Raw genomic sequence first — 18,923 nt, 5'->3', positions numbered from 1 at the left:
TCGCCCGCCGCTGGCGACGCCGAGGCGCTGCACGCGGCCGTCGCCGCGCACGCGCCGGACATCGTCATTGCAACATCCTGATGAAGCTGGACCTGCCGCCGGCCGGGGAGACCCACCGCCGGGTGCTGGCGGTCCTGGAGTACCTCCGCGCGTGAACGCCCCGGAGCGCGGCGGCGTGAACGCCCGAGGCACGCGTGCGCGGGGCACGGTGGCGTGCCCGTCAGGGCCTGTCCGGCGGGCTACTCCACCGCCTCCCGCAGCCGCCGGAACTCCTCCGCGAGGCCGTCCGGCGTGTAGTGCGCGTTGAGCCCGCTCGGGTTCGGCAGCACCCAGACCTCGGTCTCCCCGATCCCCTCGGGCTGCGGCCCGACGGCCGCCGTCCGCCGCCCGAAGGCCGTCCGGTACGCGCCGATGCCGAGGACGGCGAGGACGCGCGGGCGGAGCCGCAGCACCCGCTCGGCGAGTGCGGCGCCGCCCGCGCGCAGCTCGTCCGCGGTCAGTTCGTCCGCCTTCGCCGTCGCCCGCGGGGCGACGTTGGTGATGCCGAGGCCGAGGCCGAGCAACTCGGCCTGCTCGTCCGGGCGGAGCAGGCGAGGGGTGAAGCCGGAGCGGTGCAGGGCGGGCCAGAAGCGGTTGCCGGGGCGGGCGAAGTGGTGGCCGGTGGCGCCGGACCAGAGCCCGGGGTTGATGCCGCAGAACAGCACCCGCAGCCCGGGGGCGGCGACGTCCGGGATGGTGGTGTCGCGGGCGGCGAGCAGCTGTTCGGCGGTCGGCTTCACGGGCTTCACGGGCTTCACCGGCTGTCCGGGCCCCGCCGCGTCGGCGGCGGGCTGTCCGGGCTCCGGGGGCTTCGCAGGCGTCACCCGTCCAGTCTGCCGGTCGCCCGCCGCTGCGCCCGCAGCCACCCCACGCCGAACACCACCACCGCCGCGTACGACCAGCCGGCCAGCACGTCCACGATGAAGTGCTCCGCGCCGTACACCAGGGTGAACGCCATGGCGAGCGGGTACGCGACGAGCAGCACCCGCAGCCATCGTCCGGCGGTCGGCCAGAAGAAGAACAGCAGCATCGCCGGGTACGCGGAGTGCAGCGAGGGCATCGCGGCGACGTCGTTGGCGAACCGGCTGCCGTTCTCGAAGACCGACCCGGCCCGGGGCAGACCGCTGCCGGTGAGCACGTCCGACACCACCCGGGTCAGCGCCGGCAGGTGGCCCTGCTGCGAGGCGAGCCACGGCGGCACGGCGGGGTAGAGCAGGTACGTCGCGAAGCCGGCGAAGGTCAGTGCCAGGTAGCAGGTGAGCAGGTGCCGGAACCGGTCGTGACGGCGGCGCCAGAGCACCGCCAGCACCACGAAGACCAGGAAGAAGTGCGACAGGTAGACGACGACCGCCGCGTAGTCGTACCACTGCGGCGAGCCGGGCGTGTAGAGCCCGTGCTGGAGCCGGACGGTCCACGTCCCGCCGAACCCGAGCAGTTCGTCGGCGCGCAGCTGGGGCCACAGGTACGGGCCCCACGGGGTGTGCGCGCCGTAGCCGCGCAGCAGCGAGTACGCCCAGACGACGGCCATCACCGGCACCCAGTCCCGCAGCACCAGCAGGAACCCGCGCGGCCCGTGGCCGCTGTGCACGGCGGCGGCCAGCAGTGCGCCGATCAGCCAGAGGAACACCACGTCATTGGCGTAGGGCAGCCCGTAGACGAGCAGGTACCGGAGCAGCGCGAGGAGGTAGAGCGGCCACGCCAGCAGCCGGAGCCGTGCCAGGGCGCGGACGCGCGCACCGGGCAGCGGCCGGCGTACCGGACGCAGCCGCCCGGCGCGCGCGGGTGGGAGCGGCGCCGGGCGGAGCAGTTTGGTCATGCCGGTCGAAGCTAGCAAGGCATTCTTGGAGATCTCTTCACGCGAACGTTCCGTCGCCCAGCAAAGACTCAGAAAGCCACCGGTCGGCCGAACGCCACGCCCGGTCCGGCACCTGGCACCACGCCTGGTCCGGCGCCCGGTCCGGTGCCTGATACGGCGCCCGGTCCGCGCCCCGCGGTGCGGCCGGGACGGGCCCGCGGCGCGCCTACGCGACGATGCCCAGCTCGTGCGGCGTGTTGTTGAACCGCCGCCCGCCCTGCTCGGTCACCGTCACGATGTCCTCGATCCGCACCCCGAACCTGCCGGGCAGGTAGATGCCGGGCTCGATCGAGAAGCACATGCCGGGGACGAGCGGCCGCTCCTCGCCCTCGACCAGGTACGGCGGCTCGTGCGTGGTGATGCCGATGCCGTGGCCGGTGCGGTGGATGAAGTACTCGCCGTAGCCGGCCCCGGCGATCACCCGCCGGGCGATCCGGTCGATCTCCTGGCAGCTCACCCCGGGCCGGACGGCCTCGAACGCGGTCTGCTGCGCCTCCCGGACGACGTCGTGCACCTTCCGCACCTCGGCCGGGACGTCCGCGCCGACGTGCACGGTCCGGGTGGTGTCGGAGCCGTAGCCGTCCTTGAGGCCGCCGAAGTCGAGCACGACGGTGTCGCCGGGCCGGATGACCCGGTCGCCGGCCTCGTGGTGCGGGTTGGCGCCGTTGGGGCCGGAGCCGACCACGGTGAAGTCGACCTGGCTGTGCCCGTACCGGACGAGCAGCGCGCTGAGGTCCGCGGCGACGTCGGTCTCCCGCCGGCCGGCGAACCGGACCTCCAGGATGCCCCGGTAGGCGGCGTCGGCGGCGCTGCCGGCCGCGGCCAGGCGGTCCAGCTCGTCGGCGTCCTTGACCGCCCGCAGCATCGGCAGCGCCTCGGTGAGCGCGGTCCAGCCGGTGCCGGGCAGGGCGGCCTGGAGGCCGAGCAGGTGCATCGCCCAGGCGTTGTCGGAGACGCCGTACCGCCCGGCCGGGTCGAGCAGCGGGACGGCGGTGGCGTACGGGTCCTCGCCGTCGCTCCAGTCGAGCAGCCGCAGGGCGGGGGCGCCGACCGCCTTCTCGGCGTCCGGGCGTTCCAGCCGGGGGACGATCAGGGCCGGCTCGCGTCCGGCGGAGAGGACGAGCGCGGTCAGCCGCTCGGTGACCGCGGTGGGCCGGTAGCCGCTGAGGTGGACCAGGTCGGGGCCGGGCGCGACGACCAGCCCGGTGAGTCCGGCGGCGGACGCGTCGGCGGCGGCCCGGGCCAGCCGGGCGGAGTAGTCCTCGGTGGTGAACGGTCGTGGCACGGGTGTCTCCCGCCTTCCTGGGTCGACAGCGCTCGGTCCGGTGTGCGGGCTCGTCGGGTGTGCGCCCGCCGGTGACGCTCTATCACGTCCGGCCGGAGGCGGCCGTCTTCGCCCTGCGGTGCGGCCTCCAGCCGGCAGGCCCCTCTCGGGGCGATTCCCATCCAGCCACGGAATCGTAAATCGCAGGCGCACTGTCAGTGCCGTGGTTCAGGATGACTGGATGCCCTACGAACTCCAGGCGCTGATCGGCTCGGCGGAGCTGCTCGCGGTGGCCGCCGCCGAGGTACCGGCTGCCCGCCTCAGCCCACTGTCCCAGGGGCTCGCCCTGATCCCGGCCACCCCCGCCTTCCTGTCCGCACCCCAACTCGGCGGCGGTGACGGGGCGTCGGGCTGCAGCGCCGGCTTCGCGTGGTTCCCGTCCGGGCTGGAACTCCGGATCGCCGCCTGGTCCAAGGCCGGGCCGGTCGTCTGCGTGGAGGCCGACTACTTCGGCGGCTCCGGCACCCAGCGCGCCGCCGTCTGGGCCGACGGCCGGCTCGACCTCGGCCCGCTCACCAGCGGCGAGTTCGAACCCTTCCCGCCGGAGGGCAGCCCGATATCCCGCGCCCTGCGCCGGATCGGCGCCCGCGTGGACGCCGGCTGCGCCGACGAGTTCGAGGCCGTCGGCCTGGCCGCCCACTCCAGCACCGCCCGCTGGGCGATGTCCGGCTGACCCGCCGGTCCCCCCGTCCTTCCCGTCCTCTCCCGGCGCTCCCGGTGTGTCGTCACCGTTCGGCGTACGTGCGGTGGCCGGCCCAACTGGCCTGCCCGAACGTGTGAGTCAGGCGATCTCGCCTGTTTCGCACCGAGAGGAAGCAACACCCATGCGTGCCACCCGGATGGCCGCCGCGCTGACCGCAGCCCTCGTGCTGACCCCGGTCGCCACGGCGTCCGCCACCGCCGTCGGCAACGGTGCCGCGGCCCCCGGAATCTCCCCGGTCTCCATCACCGTCCCGGTCCTCCCGGGGCTCCCGGGCCTCCCCGGCATGTCCGCCCTGTCCGCCGTCCCGGCGGCCCCCGCGCGCCCGGCCGACGTGCCGCTGCCCGTTACCGTGCCCCCGGCCGACGCCCCGGCGCTGCCGGAGCTTCCGGAACTGCCGGAACTGCCCGCCGCTGCCGAGCTGCCGGCCCTCCCGGAGCTGCCCGCCACCCCGGACCCGAGCGCCCTCCTCGGAACGGTCGGCAGCCTGGTCGACACGGCCACCGGCCTGGTCTCCTCGCTGACGTCCGCCCTCCCGCTCGACGTCGTGCAGCAGCTGCTCGGCTCGCTGCAGGCCGTCCTGCAGGGCCTGCTCGGCCAGCTGCCGACGCCACCGGTGACCGTCCCGTCCCCGCCGGCCCGCCCCGGCACCGCCGCGCCGGGCCGCGCCGACACCACCACGCCGGCCCTCTCGGAGCAGCTCGACTCCCTCAAGTCCCTCAAGGCGCAGGCCCAGTCCCTCGCCGGCGCCGCCGCGGCCCGCCCCGGCGCCGTCCCCCACCGCCCCGCCGCCGGCTGACCCCGGCCGCCCGGCAGCAGGAGGCCCCGGCCCCGAACCCGGGACCGGGGCCTCACCGCGTCTCCCGCCGGTATCAGCGGTAGTTCACGAACTGGAGCGCGAAGTCGAGGTCCTTGCCCTTGAGCAGCGCCTGCACGGTCTGCAGGTCGTCCCGGCTCTTCGAGCTGACGCGCAGCTCGTCGCCCTGGACCTGGGCCTTCACGCCCTTCGGGCCCTCGTCGCGGATGATCTTCGCAACCTTCTTGGCATCGTCCTGGGAGATGCCCTCCTTCACGTCCGCGAAGATCTTGTACTCCTTGCCGGACAGCTGCGGCTCCTTGGCGTCCAGAGCCTTCAGCGACAGGCCGCGCTTGATGAACTTGCTCTGCAGCACGTCCAGCACGGCCTTCACCCGCTCCTCGCCGTTGGCCTTCATCTCGATCGTTTCGCCGGAGCGGCTGATCTCGGCGCCGACGTTCTTGAAGTCGAAGCGGGTGGCGATCTCACGGGAGGTCTGGTTGATCGCGTTGTCGACCTCCTGCCACTCGACCTTCGAGACGATGTCGAAACTGGAGTCGGCCATGGGTGTTGGTCTCCTTGATGCTCTGGCTTCACTGGCACGGCCCGCCCCACCGGGCGCCCGCCGTCCCAGCCTATCCAGCCCCACCCCGCCCCCGCCCGCGACAGCCACGCCGCACCCGGTGATCGTCACGCGGTCAACCGAGTGGCGAACCACCCCCCGGCATCAGGTATCGTTTACGACGTCGAACGGGGCAAGCGCCCGGGGAGACACCAATCCTGGCTGGTTGCCCGAGCGGCCAAAGGGAGCAGACTGTAAATCTGTCGCGCAAGCTACGCAGGTTCGAACCCTGCACCAGCCACTGGATAGAAAACAGGCCCTGATCTGCGGAAGCGCAGATCAGGGCCTATTTCGTTGTGCTCGAACACCGGTCATGCCGGATGGTCGTTCTGGGTGGTTTGTCTCACCTCGTTCACCCGGATCCCAGTTCTGACCAGCGGTTCCGGACCAGCTACGGACCAGGATCCGGGGCCGGCGGCGCCGGGCGGTTCCGGTTGAGCCGCTTCGAGATCAGCTCGTTCGCGTACTCGACGGTGCCGTGCAGGCACTTCGCGTAGACCCGGAGCATGACGGCCACGCTGTGCCCCGCGCGCCGGGCGACCTCGGTGGGGTCGACTCCGGAGTTCAGCCCGAGCGAGATCCCGGCGTGCCGCAGGTCGTACGGCCGCTTGCCGAGCTTCGTGGCGCACTCGGCGGGCGACAGCACCTCGGCGCGCGCTCGCTGCCAGACGACCCCGTAGCCGCTCTCCTGCACCATCCCGCCCCTGGACGTGCGGAACAGCCGCCCGTCGGGCGCGGCGCCGAAGGCGGCGACGTGCTCCCGCAGGATCGCCACCAACTCGGGCGGGATCGGAACGCGGCGGGTCGCCTTCTCGGCCCGGTGCTTCAGTCCGCGCTTGTCGTGCGACGTCCCGTCGTCCGTCCAGGACGATCCGACCCGCGGCCGGGTCTCGTCCAAGACCACGTATCCCCAGCCCTCGGCGGGCAGGTAGCAGCGCGAGAGCGTGAGGAACACGGCCTCGGCCGGCCGCAGCCAGCCGAAGTAGAGGCAGGCGAAGAAGGCCCGGAGGTGGGCCCCACGCTTCCCCTGGCGTCCCACTGCCTCGATGAGCGCGGCGGCCTGGTCCTCGTTGACCACCAGGCCCGGGTCGACCTCCTCCTCGCTCTCCGGCGGCTGCCACTGGACGGTCGGGAGGGGGTTGGCGGTCAGATAGCCCTCCTCCACGGCGTAGCCGAAGAGGTGGCCGAGGATGCGGCGCTTGCGCAGGATCACTGAGGGGGCGGCCTTCTTGCCGTCCAGCTTCACCGCCAAGGCGTTCAGCAGGCGGCGCACCATCGGCGGCTCCTCGAAGGCGGAGACCGGCACGGACTGCTTCTGCACCCACGCCAGGGCCTTGGCCCAGTCCGCCGGCGGCTCCTCCTCCCACGCGTTCACGTTGAAGGCCCAGCTGTAGAGGGCCCGGCGGACGATCCGCTTGTCCGGCATGCCGGCCTTCGACTTCACCAGCTCGAACGTGACCGTGGCGAGGGCGTCAGCCCAGGTCGTACGGGTCTTGGCCGGCGCCCCCTCCCAGCGGGCCTCGACGTACTTCCGGCCGAGCTCGTACCAGCTGATCTGCTTCTCCTTGCGGAGCTCGGAGAGCGGTAGGCCGCGATCGACGTCGAACGGCTGCCCGTCGCGGAGGGCGGAGATCAGCTCGGCCTTTCGGCCGTCGGCCGCGGTCTTGGTCAGGAAGGACTCGGAGCACTCCCTCCCGGCGACGGTCCAGCGGACCATCCAGGGGGCCCGCCGGTCCGGGCGGTGGCGGTGCTCCCAGAACTTGACCTTGTAGGAGGTGGGCATCAGGCGGCCACCTCGCAGGAGTCGAGCCACGCGTCCAGGTCGGCGCGGTCGACCCGGACCTGGCCGTTGGGGAGCTTGATGAGGCGCGGGGCCTTGCCCCGGGCGCGCATCCGGTAGAAGGCGGCACGGGACATGCCGAGTTCGGCGAGCACGACGGGGAGCTTGAGCAGTTCGCGCTTGGGCATGGCGAAGTCTCCTGCTGTGGGTGCGGATTGATGACTGCGGAGTGTCGCGCGCCCTCTCGCGGGTGGACGTGGAGGGCGGAAGGCGTCAGGGATGTCAGGAGAACTCGCTGACCTGCAGATATGGCCGCTGGCAGGGCGTCAGGGATTGTCAGGACTGTCAGGGAATCCCGGGTATCCCTAAAAGCCCTGACGCTCCCTGACAGGCCGTCCGGTGGCACTTTGAGCTGGTCAGGGCTTTGTCCTGACATCCCTGACGGTTACGTGGCCGCGTCCGTGTCCGTGGGGGTGCTCGCGGCCGGGTGGACGCGGTAGGTGACGGCCTGGGGGCGACCACGTCCGCCGCCGGCAGGGGGCTGGTCGGTGCGGAGCCAGCCGTGTTGTTCGAGGAGGGTGAGAGCGGGTTCGACGTCGGCGACCTTCTTGAAGCGGCGGCTGCTGGCTACGGCGTCGTGGGCCTTGATGTGGGTGCGGTGGGTGCCGTCCTTCTTCGGCCGCTGGAGCCACTGGAGGAGGGCGTGGGCGTCCTCGGTGGCCGGGTCGGCGGCGATGAGGTCGAAGACCGCGAGGGTGTGGGCGGTGTAGTACTCGGCGATTTCGGCCGCGCGGTCGACGGTGGCGGCCTCCAGGCCGGCGCGCCAGGCGTTGCAGTCCTGGGCGGAGGCGACGTGGTCTGCGAGGTGGAGCAGGACGGCGATCCGGGCGATGTGGCCGACCAGCTTGCCGGCCCAGTCCTTGATGTGGGAGAGCGGCTGGTCGGGGCGGAGCTGGACCTCGACGCGCTCCTGGAGCTTCTCGATGGCGAGGTCGGCGGCCTGGTCCATGAGCACGGTGACCGGTTCGGTGAGGTCGGTCATGGCGTGGAGCAGACGGGTCAGGTTGCGGTCGTAGGCGTTCGCCACCTTGTCGGGGATCGGGTCGGTGCGGACCTTGCGGTAGCCGAGGTTGGAGGGTGGCAGGGAGTAGAGGAAGCGGGCGAGCAGGCCACGGTCACGGGCCCCGGGGGCGGCGCCGAGTTCCTGGAGGACCGCCGGCTGCGGCGTGACGCCGATGGTCAGGGCGGGCTTGTCGACCGTGGGCTGCTCACGGGTGATGCGGTCCGTCTGGAGCCGCTCGCCCTTGTGGGCCTGGAGGAACACGCCCAGGTTCGGCTTGCTGCTGTAGCGGCCGACCATGTTGTCGAACAGGTCGCCCTCGGGGGAGAGCGCGGCCAGGCAGCGGTGCACGGCGAGCTGACTGGTGACGGTCTCGGACGTGATGTCCCCGGACAGCGTCAGACGCGGGCTCGGCGGGACGGTGATCTCCTCGGAGAGCATCTTCGCGGCGGAGATCTCCGCGACGAGCTGGGTGCGGTCGAGGTTGGGGTTCTTGCGGGCCTTGGACATCAGGGCCTCGACCTCCGCGAGTGCGGCGTCCTTGGCGGTCTCGGCCTCGATGATCGCCGCCCTGGCGCCGGCCTGGAGCTCCGCCTCGACCTTGTAGACCGGGCCCATCGTGAACGCGAACACGTCGGACTTGCGGCTGGCCGGGGGCATCGCGCAGGTCAGGTAGAGGTTGGACTGCTCGCGCCAGCCGGGCCGGATCTCCACGTTCACCCGCCCGCCGGCGGCGGTCGACAGCGCGGCCAGCGCCATGGTGGCGGCCGCGTCGGGCGGGGTCTGGGTGAACTCGGCGACCGCCTCCACGTAGGCGCCGACCCATCCGGGCAGGGCCTGTACGGGGAAGGTCGGCAGGGCGCCGTGGGAGCCGAGCGGGACGGGGTCGAGCCAGGTCTCGCCGGAGGCGAGGTCGGCGAGCGCGGCCAGGGCGGCGGTGCGGACGTCGGCCAGGTCGGCGTGCTGGTCGCCGGCCAGGTGGGCGAGTCGGCTGGTGGCGGTGTTGATGCGGCGGCGTTCGGCGCTGGCCCGGACGAGGTCGGCGTAGTACTCGCCGTTCGCGGCGGTGGGGGTGGCGGCGATGCAGGTGTGCAGGTAGCCGGGCCCGCCGACCTTGTTCAGGTCGCCCTGGGCGTGCAGGACATCCGTCAGCAGCAGCGGGTCGACGGGGCGCTCGGCCGCGTTCATCCGGGTGATGGTGCGCCAGATCGTCTCGTGGGCGGGCCGGTAGAACACGCCGGGGTCGCCGAGGATTTCGGCGAGGGCGGGGATGCGCGCGGGGTCGAGCAGGGCGGCGCCGATGACGGCCTGCTCGGCGGTGAGGACCTCGGAGGGCTCGGGCCGGAACGGGATCACGTTCAGGGAGTTCTCGGTCACCGCTCGTCCTGGTTGGGGAGTTGGTGGTGGTCGAGCCAGGCGAACGCGGAGGTGGCCTGGGCTCGGTCGTAGACCTCGGTGGCCGCGCCGGGGACGCTGCCGGGGTGGACCTGGGGGCCGACGAGGCTGGCGTACAGGCGCGTGCCGTGGTGCACGCAGGCCTTGGCGGCGTCGCCGTGCCGGTCGAGGACGATCACGGCGTCACGCGGGCCCTCGCAGGGGCTGGCGTCGCCGAGGTGGGCGGCTTCGCAGCGGGGCTGCGGCGGGGTGGTGTTTCCGGGCATGCTGAAGTCCTCTGGTCTCTGAGAGGGATCGGATTGGCCCCGCAGCAACCGCCAGTCACCCGGCAAGGTCGACGGTTGGTGCGGGGCTTCGTGCTGTGCGGGTCAGTCGTCTTCGAGGCCGAAGCGGTGGTTCTCGACTCGCCGCTGCGGCAAGGGCCGCACTGGCCCGGTGCCCCCGTCGGATGATCCACATCCCCTTCCGAAGAGGGGCTAGATCCGGGGCTAGACGTAGACGCTAGACATCTGACCTGCGCGTCTAGCGCGTCTAGGCGGTCCGCCGCGTGGCGGGGGAGTGGCTCTGGAAGGGGTGGCTCTCACCCGCGTTCACCGGTTCGTCGTGGGTCAGGTCGGGGACCAGGTGGGCGGGCAGCCGCGGGGAGTGGCCGAGGGCCTTGGTGAGTTGGTCGCACCGGACGCCGAGCTGGTTGTCGCCCTTGATGCTGATCCCGGTGACCGGCAGACCCGCATCGCGGAGCTTCGCGGGGAAGCTCGACCGCGTGAAGCCGAGGTAGCGTCCGGACTCGTGGAGGCCGTTGAGGAGGTCCACGGCATGGACGCCGGCACGGCCCTGGAGGTCGGCGTGTGCGACGGCGTGCTCGACGTAGAGGCGGAGTTCGTCGCGCCACTCCCCCGAGTCGACCGGTACCGGCGTCGACTCCGGCTCCGGCTCCACCACGCTGGCGGATGCGATCGGGACCACGAGCGGCGTCGCGGCGACCAGCTCGGCCGGCACCGCGCGGACGACGAGGTTGAACGGCTTGTCCCCGCGTGCCAGGCAGGCTCCCACGCCGCCGAGCACGCTGAACAGGAACACGGTGCCCGAGAACATCCACGAGGCCGTGAGCACTCCGGCGACCGGCGACGCGAGTATCGCGCACCGCCAGGCGGCGATCCGGTGGCGCCGGTGCCGCACGTGGCCCGGGTCGAGCACCGGCACGGTGAACTCCCCCAGGGCGCTCAGCGCGGCGTCGTGGCGCCGGGCCTCGAAGTCGGCGGTGGCCAGCGCGGTCATGTGGGCCGGGACCAGGCCGCCGTTCTCGTCGGCGGACCGGCGGAGCCGGGTGGCCTTCTTGTGGGCGGCCTTCGCCTGGCGGCCGGCCTCGGCCACGGCGGTGGCGTGGGCTTCCTGGCGGGCCTTGACGATGCGCCGGATGATCTCCTCCTCGCTGACGGTGTGGCCGCCGGCCCAGTGGGCGAGGAACAGCGCGATGTGCTGGGCGCCGCGCTGGGTGCGGACGATGGTGGGCCCGGCCATCAGCCGATCACCAGCTCGCCGATCCAGGAGACCAGCGGGACGCCGACCATCGCGGCCCAGCCGCCGATGGAGGAGGCGATGCCCCAGGTCGCGCCGGTCAGCGCGCCGGAGAGGGCCAGCGCCCGCTCCTTCCAGCTCTTTGCGAAGTAGATGAACAGGGCGACGCCGACGACCAGGACCAGGACGAGCCAGGAGCCGGAGTAGGAGAGCACCCCGCCGGTGGAGATGTCGACGGCGCCGGCACCGTCCTGGCCGATGCCGAGGTGGCCGACCGCTTGGCCGGCCTTGTTGCCGGTCCCGGTGAAGCCGCCGGAGATCTTGCCGATGACGCCGCCGGTGACGGCGGAGGCCAGGACCATCGTGAGGGCGGGTCCGGCCCAGGGCAGCCAGGTGGCGCGCCGCTTCAGCGCGGCCAGGTTCCGGCCGTTGGAGTAGTAGAGCACCATGGCGGTGATCGCCATGACGGCGAACCCGAACGCGGCTCCGGCGCGGGTGACGACGTGGGTGAAGTCGATCAGGTTCACAGCTCAGCTCTCCATGATCCAGGCGGCGATGAGGTCGCGGACGGGGGCGGCGTAGAGGGTGCCGCTGATCGCGGTCACCAGGGCGACGGCGGCCAGGCGCCGCACGATGGGGCGGATGCGGCCGATGGTCATGACCACGGAGGCGTACACGCCGGTCATGGCGGTCAGCCCGATGGCGGCGGCCGCGCCGTAGAGCTTGATGAGCGGCATCGCGGCGTGGCTGGTCCACCACGGGCCGAGGACGGCGCCGGCGCACAGGGTGGCGGCGGTGCGGACCGGGTGCTGCAGGCGGGCCGCGCGCTTGACGCGGTCCCAGTCGACGGCCTTGTGGTGGTCGGCCGGGAGCTGGGGGATCTGGTCGTAGCTCACTTCCACCCCCGGCGGATCAGCTCGCGGACACACAGGACGGTGATCGCGGCGTCGACCAGCAGGAACAGCAGGCACAGCGTGTAGCCCACGGGGTTCTCCTTGGGGAGGGGCCCGGCCGGGGAGGCCGGGCCCGATGGGTGGTCAGGAGGGGCGCCGCGGGGCGTCCGGGATGTGCCGCCAGTTCGTGATGCTGCGGCTGGTGGGGAGCGCGTCGATCGCGGCGTTACCGGCCCTGTCCGCCCTGCGGACGGCCTTCGCCCTGCGCTGCTGGCGGGACTGGGGCTGGGCGGGCTGCTTCTTGCCGATGCCGAACATCAGGCGCCCTCCCCGATCCGGCCGACGAGGACGAACGGCTCGCCGTCCAGCTCGCAGATCGCCCTGACCTCGGCGGGGCGCCGGCCGTCGGCGGAGGCGTCGGTGACCACCAGGCGGCGGCACCAGGACTGGCGGGCCAGGCCGCCGACCTCATCGATCGTCAACGGTTCGGCCAAGCGGTAGGCGAGGCCGCCGCCGTCGAGGCGGGCGATGCCCAGGCCGGGCACCTGCTTGTGGGCGCTCATCGGGCACCGCCCTTCGCGCCGACGAGACGGGCGAGCAAGCGAGTGGCGGCGCCGGCGGCGTGGGCGCGGTCCTTGTGGGTGATCGGGAGGATGGTGGGTCGGGTGCTGGTCAGGGTCATGACACTGCCCTCCGTGTGCGGTGTGGTGGGGCAAGGCTTCGTGCAGGTCAGGCAGCGTTCGGGGTGTAGCCGGAAGCGATCAGTTCGGCGGCCTCGGAGCGGCGTCCGGAGGCGGTGGCGAGGGAGACGCCGAGCGTCTCGGCGATCGTCTGGAGATCAACGGCGTCCGGGCTGCCGGCGCCGTCGGCGAGGATCATGCGGGCGACGCGGCGGGTGGCCCGGGCGGAGGGCGTCAGCTTCGCCTCGTCCTCCATTTCGACCGCGCGCAGTTCGACTTCAGCCGCGCGCCGGCGGGCTTCAGCGGCCCGCAACCGGGCCGACTCGGCGGCCTCTTCGGTGCCGGCCTGGGTGCGCTTGGCGGCGGCGATGTCGCGCTCGGCTTCGGCCGCGCGGCGGCCCGCTTCAGCGGCGGCCTCCTCCGTTTCGGCCGCAGCCTTGGCCGTTTCAGCCGCGCTCAGCCGGGCGGCTTGGGCGGCTTCCTCGTCCTCGGCCCGGGCCCGCTCGACAGCCGCCGCCTCGCTGTCCGTTTCAGCGGTACGGCGTCGCGTTTCAGCGGCGGCCTGTTCCGTTTCGGCGGCGGTCCGGTCGGTTTCAGCGGCGTACCGGCGGGCCTCGGCGACCTCCTGTTCGGCGGCGGCGGCCTTCAGCTCCTCCTCGGCCTGGTCGAGCCGTTCGGCGGCCTCCGCCTCCCGGCCAGCGGCCAGCGTCCGGGCCTGGGCCTGGGCCCGGGCAGCAGCGGTCTCGGCTCCGACCTCGTACCCGGCCGCCTCGATCCGGCCCGCCGTCCGCAGGCTGGAGATTTGGGCGTCCGCGGTCCGAGCCTCGGCGCGAGCGGTGACCTCGGCCTCGAACGCGGCCGCGCGTTCGGCCCGCAGCCGGGCGCTTTCCTCGGCCTCCAGCGGCAGGGCCAGGGCCTCGTCCACGCTCAGCCCGAAGCGCTCCATGGTGAGCGGAAGGCGCTGGTCAGCGGGTGCCTTGCGCCAGTCTCCGCCGTGCTCGCGCTCCAGCATCACCCGGTAGACGAGCCGTTCGCGCTCCAGCCCGACCGCCCGGTCGTAGGAGTCGATGCCGTTCAGGCGCATCCGCCGGTACATCCGGAAGGACGGCCAAGGGGCGAGGATCCAGCGGTGCAGCGGCACCCCGTCGCTCTGGTGGCCGGCCTCGATTCGGGTGATGCGGATGACCAGGCGCCGCCCGGCCTCGACCACCGCGACGAACATGATCGGGATGACGGCGTGCATCGCGGTGCCGGTCGGATCCTTCAGCAGCGGCCCGGCGGAGGCGGCGTTGAAGTAGATCGTCGCGGCGGTGAAACCGTGGGCCAGCAGCCGCAGCATCGGCCACGGGGTGCCCTTGCGGATCAGGTGCAAGTCCATCGCCAGCAGGGCCACGATCCCGGCGTCCACGCCGACCGGGAACGCGTAGCTGAAGTCCCCGAAGCCGTGCCTGAAACCGAGGTCCCGCAGCGCGGCGTAGGAACCGCTGAAGCCGATGGCGGCGAGCGTCGCGCCGCCGACCGCGGCCAGGATCGTCAGGCCCAGCATCAGCGCGCTCGGAGCCGTCGCCGACGCGGTCGAAGCGGCGGGCCGTGTGGTTGAAACGGCGATCGGCGGAGCTGAAACGGCCGTCGGCGCGGCCATGGTCGTCACGCGGCCGCCCGCTCGACGCTCTCGGTGCAGCGGATGACCACCGGGCGCTGCAGCGGCACCGGCGCGATCCTCAGCAGCCGTTCCGCATAGGAGGCCAGCTCCGGGTCCTCCCGGCGCAGGTCCGCCAGGACGTCGCCGGCGGCGTCCCTCCGGGCCGCGCGCTCGACCTCGTTCTCACCGGGCACCCCGGTGAACAGCCGGGTGAACTCGGACTCCACGCCGAGCGCCAGCTCCGCGAACTCGCCCTCGTTCAGGGCCGTCTGGCCTGCGACAATCGACCTCACGGGTCTACCTCTTCTCTCGTAGGTTCGTGGGCCCGGGGTCGCCGCGCGCCCGGCCAAGGAATGCGCGGCGGCCCGATCCGCGGGCCCAAGGAAGGCAGTGGCCAGCGCGGGATGCGCGGCGTTCTGCACGTGGACGGGGAGGGAGTCGCACCCTCACCCCCGCAGGGGCCCACTACGAGCCGTCCGCCTGGTCTGCCACCGCCTCTCCCCGGACACCTCCCTTCGTGGGGGTTCTCGGCGGGACCTATGGAGTTGTCAAAGAACAAGCGCTGCCTTCAGGGGGGATGCCATCCCGCCCCTCAGGGCGCATTCGCGCAGCTCAGAGCAGCCCAAAGAAGGCCTCTCTGTGTCACTCCTGTCTCACTCGGTGCGACACTCACAACATAGAGAACCTGCTTAGGCAGGTCAAGAGAGTTGGGTTTCTCGCGCCTGTTGGGCACCTCCCCTAGCATTGGCCCATGGCCCTAGACCCGGATGACTCTCGCCCCCCGTATCAGCAGGTCGGCAGCTCTCTGCGGGCCTCGATCCTCACGAAGAAGCCGGGCTTCGAGACCGGCGACAAGCTTCCTTCCGGCCCCGAGCTGGCGAAGCACTTCGGCGTGGCGCGCGGCACGGTGGACAAGGCGCTCGACCTGCTCCGCACCGAGGGGCTGATCGTGACCCGGCAGGGGAGCGGCTCCTTCGTCCGTGAGAGGACCTCTCGACCGGTCGGGCTGCGGCCCCACCTTGAGGCGGCCTTCGAGCAGCAGCAGGTGACCCTCGACTTCGCCGGCTTCTCCAGCGAGACGCTGCACAACGCGCTGCAGGAGCCGCTCGACAAGGTCCGCTCCGGCCGGCTGGCGCCGGAGTCCATCGCGATTCGGTTGCTGCTGCCGGACACCACGGCGCCGATGGCCGTGCCGGTCCTGGTCGACGGGCTCCAGGACGAGGAAGCCCTCCGGGCGCGCGCTCGCAACATCGCCCTGACGAACGCCGGCGGCATCGCCCACTCGGTGGAGATGCTGGCTGAGCTGGGCCTCGTCCAGAAGGCGAGTGTCGAGGTCAAGGTCCACCGGGCGTCCAGCCTGTTCAAGCTGTACATCCTGAACCGGGCGGAGGCGTTCTTCGGCTTCTACCCGCTCCGCGAGCGCACCGTGGCGATCGACGACACGGCCCACACCTTCTACGACGTGACCGGCAAGGACACCACCCTGTTCCACCACGCCGCCGGCCCGGACGACGCCTCGCTCGGATCGCAGTACGTCCAGCAGGCCCAGATGTGGTTCGACAGCGTGTGGAGCACGATCGCCTACGAGCGGCAGCCATGACCACCGCCCCTCGGCAACTTGCTGATGTCCTGCGGCCGGTGAAGCATGTTCTGCTCGACTTCGATGGCCCGGTTTGCTCGGTCTTCGCCGGCCTTCCCGCCCCGGAGGTCGCGCGCCGACTCCGTGAGGGCCTGCTCGCCACCGGCGAGCAGGCCCCGGCCGGGGCGGAGGAGGAGACCGACCCGCTCGCCCTGCTCCGCCTGATCTCGGACGCGCGGCCCGACCTCACGGAGGGCACGGACGCTGCGCTGGCCGCGCTGGAGACCGAAGCTGTTCGGGTAGCCCGCCCGACCCCGGGCGGAGAATCGGTTCTGCGTGCGTCTGCACGCTCCGGCCGGCTGGTCTCCGTGGTCAGCAACAACGCAGGCGCGGCCATCGAGGCCTACCTGACCGAGCACGGTCTCAGCGCCTACGTGGCCGGCGTCTTCGGGCGCGCCCCAGGCGACCCCTCGTCCATGAAGCCGAACCCGCGTCTCCTGCTCGAAGCCATGGAAGCCGCAGGCACCGGGCCGGAGCACTGCATCTTCATTGGCGACGCAGCCCGCGACGTCGAGGCCGGGGAGGCCGCCGGCGTCCGAACGATCGGCTACGCCAACAAGCCGGGGAAGGATGCCAAGCTGGCCGCTGCTGGCGCCTTGGTGATCGTGGACTCGATGGGGCTCATTGCCGACGCCCTCGCTTGATTCACACCGCAACGGCCCGGGTAACAAATTTCCAGAGCCTTTCACGGCTCCGCGTCGGGGCAGGCGGAGCTCTCATGAGGCCGATGATCGTCGCAGGCCAGGAGCTGTCGATTGTTGCAAGGATCGTCTTTCCTGGGTCGCTGTGCCGCCTTGATCACGTCACAGCCGACGACCAGCGCGGCCCCATTCGAACGTCATGGCCTGAGCGCCTCCACTAGCCTCTTGCCGTGCTAACCACTCTGCTGACAGGTCTTCGCGACTTCCGCACGCCGCTGGCTGTTGGCTACCTTTGGCTGGTTGCGCTGTGGCTCGCCTTTCATAACTCTGTGCCGCCGCGCACCACAGCCACAGGGCTGCCTGCTGACGTCTATCAGCTCGTTGAAGTAGCCGGGCGACCCCTCACTCTGGCTTCGTTGAGTCTTGTCGCGTACCTCATCGGAGCCATGCTCGAAGTAGCCGCGGCCAGACTTATCAGGCCTCGCTGGCTGCGTGTCGCAGCAGTCACAAAGTTGACGAACGACACCCTCTCGGCATACATCCGCGACAGGACCAATAATGCCAACAGGCCTCACCTGCTGGACGAAGACAAGCAGGTTGAGCTCAGGGAGAAGTTTCTGAGTGAGGTGGAGCCGATGGCAGTAAGGCTCCAGTCAGCTGACAAGGAGATATCGGCAGATCAGCGACGTGCAGCAACTGAGGCCGACTTCCGGGCAAATATGGGGCTTTCTCTCCTGGCGGTCGTCATCGTTCTGGGCTGGCGCTATACACCTCTTTGGGGCATTGCCGCGCTCTTTCCGATCCTGCTAATCGCCAGAGGGATTGGGCGTCTCCGCACGGCCAACGATCTAGTCGTGCAGGCGGCCATTGGTCGCACTGGGGGCCTTTACTCAACGCTCTTTGAAGAAGAACTCAACGCGCCAGAGCCCACGCCAGATGAAGGGCAGCCCGCCTCATCCAGCTAGTCCTGCAGGTGGAGACGTACGGCAGCCTGTGTATCAACTTTGCCACGCATAAGAGAACAGCTGGCTGCCAGTTGCACCAGTCCTCGCGATTCCCCTCAGCCTGCATGGGTTGTGCGCTGGTGAACAGGGCCGACTCTGCCTCGGCTCTGGCCGAGGCCAGTTAACGCCCCGGAGGGTTTGCCCTCCAGCGGCTCGGCTTGTTCAGGTGCGTCTGCCCGTACGTCAATACTCGGGCGGGTCGGCCGCTGGTGGGTTGCTTGGCGCTCGGGCGCCAGCCAGGGCTGGGCTGGGGCTGTGGGGCCGCCCCATCGACGAGAATCAGCCAAACAGGCGTGGGTGGCTATTTCGCGATAGCTAGCGGAAGCCTACATTAAACCGCATTAGCTTCGGTATGCATCCGGCGCCTTCCGGCGGGATCGGCCCCCGGGGTCCTCTCGTTGGATCTCATCGCCGCAGGTCAAGGTGGATCCTGGTCCTCATATGCGCTGAGGTAGCGGCCTGATTTGGGGTTTCCCCCACTGCAAGTTTTCGGGGCTTGTATCGAGCGGAGGCGAAGTTGGGCACCCCTCCACCCGTATAGCTTTTCCCTGCCGACGTCGGATGGCGAGTATGTCGACTCGAAGGAGGAGCGCCCGTCGCTGGCTCGCGGCGACGGCTGGTGAAGCTCACAGGTGGCCGAAATCAGCCAACTTCCGCAGCTACCGTGCGCACATGCAGATGCCTGGCCAACGCCAAGCGAGGACGTGTGGGTAGCTCTGGGGGAGCCTGAGGAGCGCTGAGGAAGTCACGCATCGTGACTGCTTCTCAGAGTCAATATCCGAGTCTGATCGCTGGGCTTCGTAGCCACGATGCCCTAACAGTGGCCGCTGCTACGGTCGCTGACCACACAGCAGTGCCCACCACGCCGCGTAGGCGCCAACCAGTGACGGCGCGGTGGGCTCAGTACTCCCATGGAGGTACCAACATGAGTCTTTCGCCTTTCAGGGGCGCCGTGTCAACTGCCATGCCCGGGTTCTGGCCGGTGGCGGTGATCATCATCGTCATCGTGCTTAAGGCGCCCACTGAGTTGCTCCCGGCCGTTCTGTCTGCCGCTGGGGGAACAGTGACGGTTCTGCTGGGCGCCGGCTCCGCTGCCCGGCCCGACGGTTCTCGCAGTCGAGCCGGCCGGTAGGTACCGGGAGCTTGATCCGGACCAGTGGCGGACCAGCCTCAAGCCCGTGAGGTAGTTCGTGCGTTGAGGAGCAGGTCAGGGCCGGTTTGAGCTTGGATCGGTCAGCGGCCTGTAAATCTGTCGCGCAAGCTACGCAGGTTCGAACCCTGCACCAGCCACTGGATTACCAGACCGGCCCGAACAGCGGAAACGCTGTTCGGGCC

The 18,923-nt window shown here is 71.2% G+C and carries 21 protein-coding genes, 1 tRNA gene and 1 pseudogene; 7 read left to right on the top strand and 16 right to left on the bottom strand.

Going from position 1 to position 18,923, the window contains the following annotated elements; translation table 11 throughout:
• Positions 1-71: 71 nt before the first annotated feature.
• Positions 72-155: pseudogene (locus ABZ885_RS05535) on the top strand (DNA-binding response regulator); the annotation flags it as partial.
• A gap of 84 nt (positions 156-239) precedes the next feature.
• Here the strand turns inward: ABZ885_RS05535 and mug are convergent.
• From mug to ABZ885_RS05520, 3 genes are all read right to left on the bottom strand, one after another.
• Positions 240-734, bottom strand: coding sequence for a G/U mismatch-specific DNA glycosylase (gene mug / locus ABZ885_RS05530; protein ID WP_360183704.1), 495 nt, complete (start codon positions 732-734; stop codon positions 240-242).
• 125 nt (positions 735-859) lie between these two features.
• The gene (locus tag ABZ885_RS05525) at positions 860-1,855 is read right to left on the bottom strand and encodes a phosphatase PAP2 family protein (RefSeq protein WP_360183657.1); all 996 of its coding nucleotides are present in this window, start codon (positions 1,853-1,855) and stop codon (positions 860-862) included.
• A gap of 205 nt (positions 1,856-2,060) precedes the next feature.
• The gene (locus ABZ885_RS05520; RefSeq protein ID WP_360183655.1) at positions 2,061-3,179 is read right to left on the bottom strand and encodes an aminopeptidase P family protein; all 1,119 of its coding nucleotides are present in this window, start codon (positions 3,177-3,179) and stop codon (positions 2,061-2,063) included.
• A gap of 220 nt (positions 3,180-3,399) precedes the next feature.
• On the opposite strand from ABZ885_RS05520, the gene ABZ885_RS05515 reads away from it, so the two are divergent.
• On the top strand, positions 3,400-3,891 hold the full coding sequence (locus ABZ885_RS05515; protein ID WP_360183653.1) for a hypothetical protein: 492 nt from the start codon (positions 3,400-3,402) through the stop codon (positions 3,889-3,891).
• Between the two features lie 151 nt (positions 3,892-4,042).
• Positions 4,043-4,717, top strand: a complete 675-nt coding sequence (locus tag ABZ885_RS05510; protein WP_360183651.1) for a hypothetical protein — start codon at positions 4,043-4,045, stop codon at positions 4,715-4,717.
• A 73-nt stretch (positions 4,718-4,790) separates the two neighbouring features.
• On the opposite strand, the gene ABZ885_RS05505 is transcribed toward ABZ885_RS05510, so the two are convergent.
• Positions 4,791-5,279, bottom strand: coding sequence for a YajQ family cyclic di-GMP-binding protein (locus ABZ885_RS05505; protein ID WP_360183649.1), 489 nt, complete (start codon positions 5,277-5,279; stop codon positions 4,791-4,793).
• 217 nt (positions 5,280-5,496) lie between these two features.
• Between ABZ885_RS05505 and ABZ885_RS05500 the strand changes: the two genes are divergently transcribed.
• Positions 5,497-5,577, top strand: a tRNA-Tyr gene (locus ABZ885_RS05500).
• A 150-nt stretch (positions 5,578-5,727) separates the two neighbouring features.
• Here ABZ885_RS05500 and ABZ885_RS05495 read toward each other — a convergent pair.
• The 12 genes from ABZ885_RS05495 to ABZ885_RS05440 form a co-directional block, all read right to left on the bottom strand.
• Positions 5,728-7,119 (bottom strand): site-specific integrase, encoded by a 1,392-nt coding sequence (locus ABZ885_RS05495; protein ID WP_360183647.1) that lies wholly within the window; start codon positions 7,117-7,119, stop codon positions 5,728-5,730.
• The gene (locus ABZ885_RS05490; protein WP_360183645.1) at positions 7,119-7,304 is read right to left on the bottom strand and encodes a helix-turn-helix domain-containing protein; all 186 of its coding nucleotides are present in this window, start codon (positions 7,302-7,304) and stop codon (positions 7,119-7,121) included. The genes ABZ885_RS05495 and ABZ885_RS05490 overlap by 1 nt, the downstream gene beginning before the upstream one ends.
• A 257-nt stretch (positions 7,305-7,561) precedes the next feature.
• Positions 7,562-9,553 (bottom strand): DUF3987 domain-containing protein, encoded by a 1,992-nt coding sequence (locus tag ABZ885_RS05485; protein WP_360183643.1) that lies wholly within the window; start codon positions 9,551-9,553, stop codon positions 7,562-7,564.
• A complete protein-coding gene (locus ABZ885_RS05480) occupies positions 9,550-9,837 on the bottom strand; it encodes a hypothetical protein (RefSeq protein ID WP_360183641.1) in 288 nt (95 codons plus the stop codon). Before ABZ885_RS05480 ends, ABZ885_RS05485 begins: the two co-directional genes overlap by 4 nt.
• Positions 9,838-10,102: 265 nt before the next feature.
• Entirely contained in the window at positions 10,103-11,092 is a 990-nt protein-coding gene (locus tag ABZ885_RS05475) for a hypothetical protein (RefSeq protein ID WP_360183639.1), read from the bottom strand.
• Positions 11,092-11,616, bottom strand: a complete 525-nt coding sequence (locus tag ABZ885_RS05470) for a hypothetical protein (RefSeq protein ID WP_360183637.1) — start codon at positions 11,614-11,616, stop codon at positions 11,092-11,094. Before ABZ885_RS05470 ends, ABZ885_RS05475 begins: the two co-directional genes overlap by 1 nt.
• Before the next feature lie 3 nt (positions 11,617-11,619).
• The gene (locus tag ABZ885_RS05465) at positions 11,620-11,985 is read right to left on the bottom strand and encodes a hypothetical protein (protein ID WP_360183635.1); all 366 of its coding nucleotides are present in this window, start codon (positions 11,983-11,985) and stop codon (positions 11,620-11,622) included.
• Positions 11,986-12,126: 141 nt separating this feature from the next.
• A complete protein-coding gene (locus ABZ885_RS05460) occupies positions 12,127-12,300 on the bottom strand; it encodes a hypothetical protein (RefSeq protein WP_360183633.1) in 174 nt (57 codons plus the stop codon).
• Positions 12,300-12,545 (bottom strand): hypothetical protein, encoded by a 246-nt coding sequence (locus tag ABZ885_RS05455; RefSeq protein ID WP_360183631.1) that lies wholly within the window; start codon positions 12,543-12,545, stop codon positions 12,300-12,302. Before ABZ885_RS05455 ends, ABZ885_RS05460 begins: the two co-directional genes overlap by 1 nt.
• Positions 12,542-12,664 carry a hypothetical protein gene (locus ABZ885_RS05450; protein WP_360183629.1) on the bottom strand — a complete coding sequence of 41 codons (123 nt, stop codon included), beginning with the start codon at positions 12,662-12,664 and terminating at the stop codon, positions 12,542-12,544. The genes ABZ885_RS05455 and ABZ885_RS05450 overlap by 4 nt, the downstream gene beginning before the upstream one ends.
• 47 nt (positions 12,665-12,711) lie before the next feature.
• A complete protein-coding gene (locus ABZ885_RS05445; protein ID WP_360183627.1) occupies positions 12,712-14,208 on the bottom strand; it encodes a DUF2637 domain-containing protein in 1,497 nt (498 codons plus the stop codon).
• Positions 14,209-14,309: 101 nt separating this feature from the next.
• The gene (locus tag ABZ885_RS05440) at positions 14,310-14,597 is read right to left on the bottom strand and encodes a hypothetical protein (RefSeq protein WP_360183625.1); all 288 of its coding nucleotides are present in this window, start codon (positions 14,595-14,597) and stop codon (positions 14,310-14,312) included.
• A 458-nt stretch (positions 14,598-15,055) separates the two neighbouring features.
• Here ABZ885_RS05440 and ABZ885_RS05435 point away from each other — a divergent pair, with 458 nt between their 5' ends.
• The 3 genes from ABZ885_RS05435 to ABZ885_RS05425 all read left to right on the top strand — a co-directional run bounded on the left by ABZ885_RS05435 (position 15,056) and on the right by ABZ885_RS05425 (position 17,549).
• Positions 15,056-15,904: a GntR family transcriptional regulator gene (locus ABZ885_RS05435; protein WP_360183623.1), complete on the top strand. Its 849-nt coding sequence runs from the start codon at positions 15,056-15,058 to the stop codon at positions 15,902-15,904.
• On the top strand, positions 15,901-16,587 hold the full coding sequence (locus ABZ885_RS05430; RefSeq protein WP_360183621.1) for an HAD-IA family hydrolase: 687 nt from the start codon (positions 15,901-15,903) through the stop codon (positions 16,585-16,587). The genes ABZ885_RS05435 and ABZ885_RS05430 overlap by 4 nt, the downstream gene beginning before the upstream one ends.
• Positions 16,588-16,814: 227 nt before the next feature.
• Positions 16,815-17,549, top strand: coding sequence for a hypothetical protein (locus tag ABZ885_RS05425; protein WP_360183619.1), 735 nt, complete (start codon positions 16,815-16,817; stop codon positions 17,547-17,549).
• The last annotated feature ends 1,374 nt before the right edge of the window (positions 17,550-18,923 follow it).

The sequence above is a fragment of the Kitasatospora sp. NPDC047058 genome, from assembly GCF_040643935.1.
Classification (GTDB): Bacteria; Actinomycetota; Actinomycetes; order Streptomycetales; family Streptomycetaceae; genus Kitasatospora.
The sequence above is the reverse complement of the archived record's forward strand: the minus strand, read 5'-3'. Positions and strand labels throughout refer to the sequence as shown.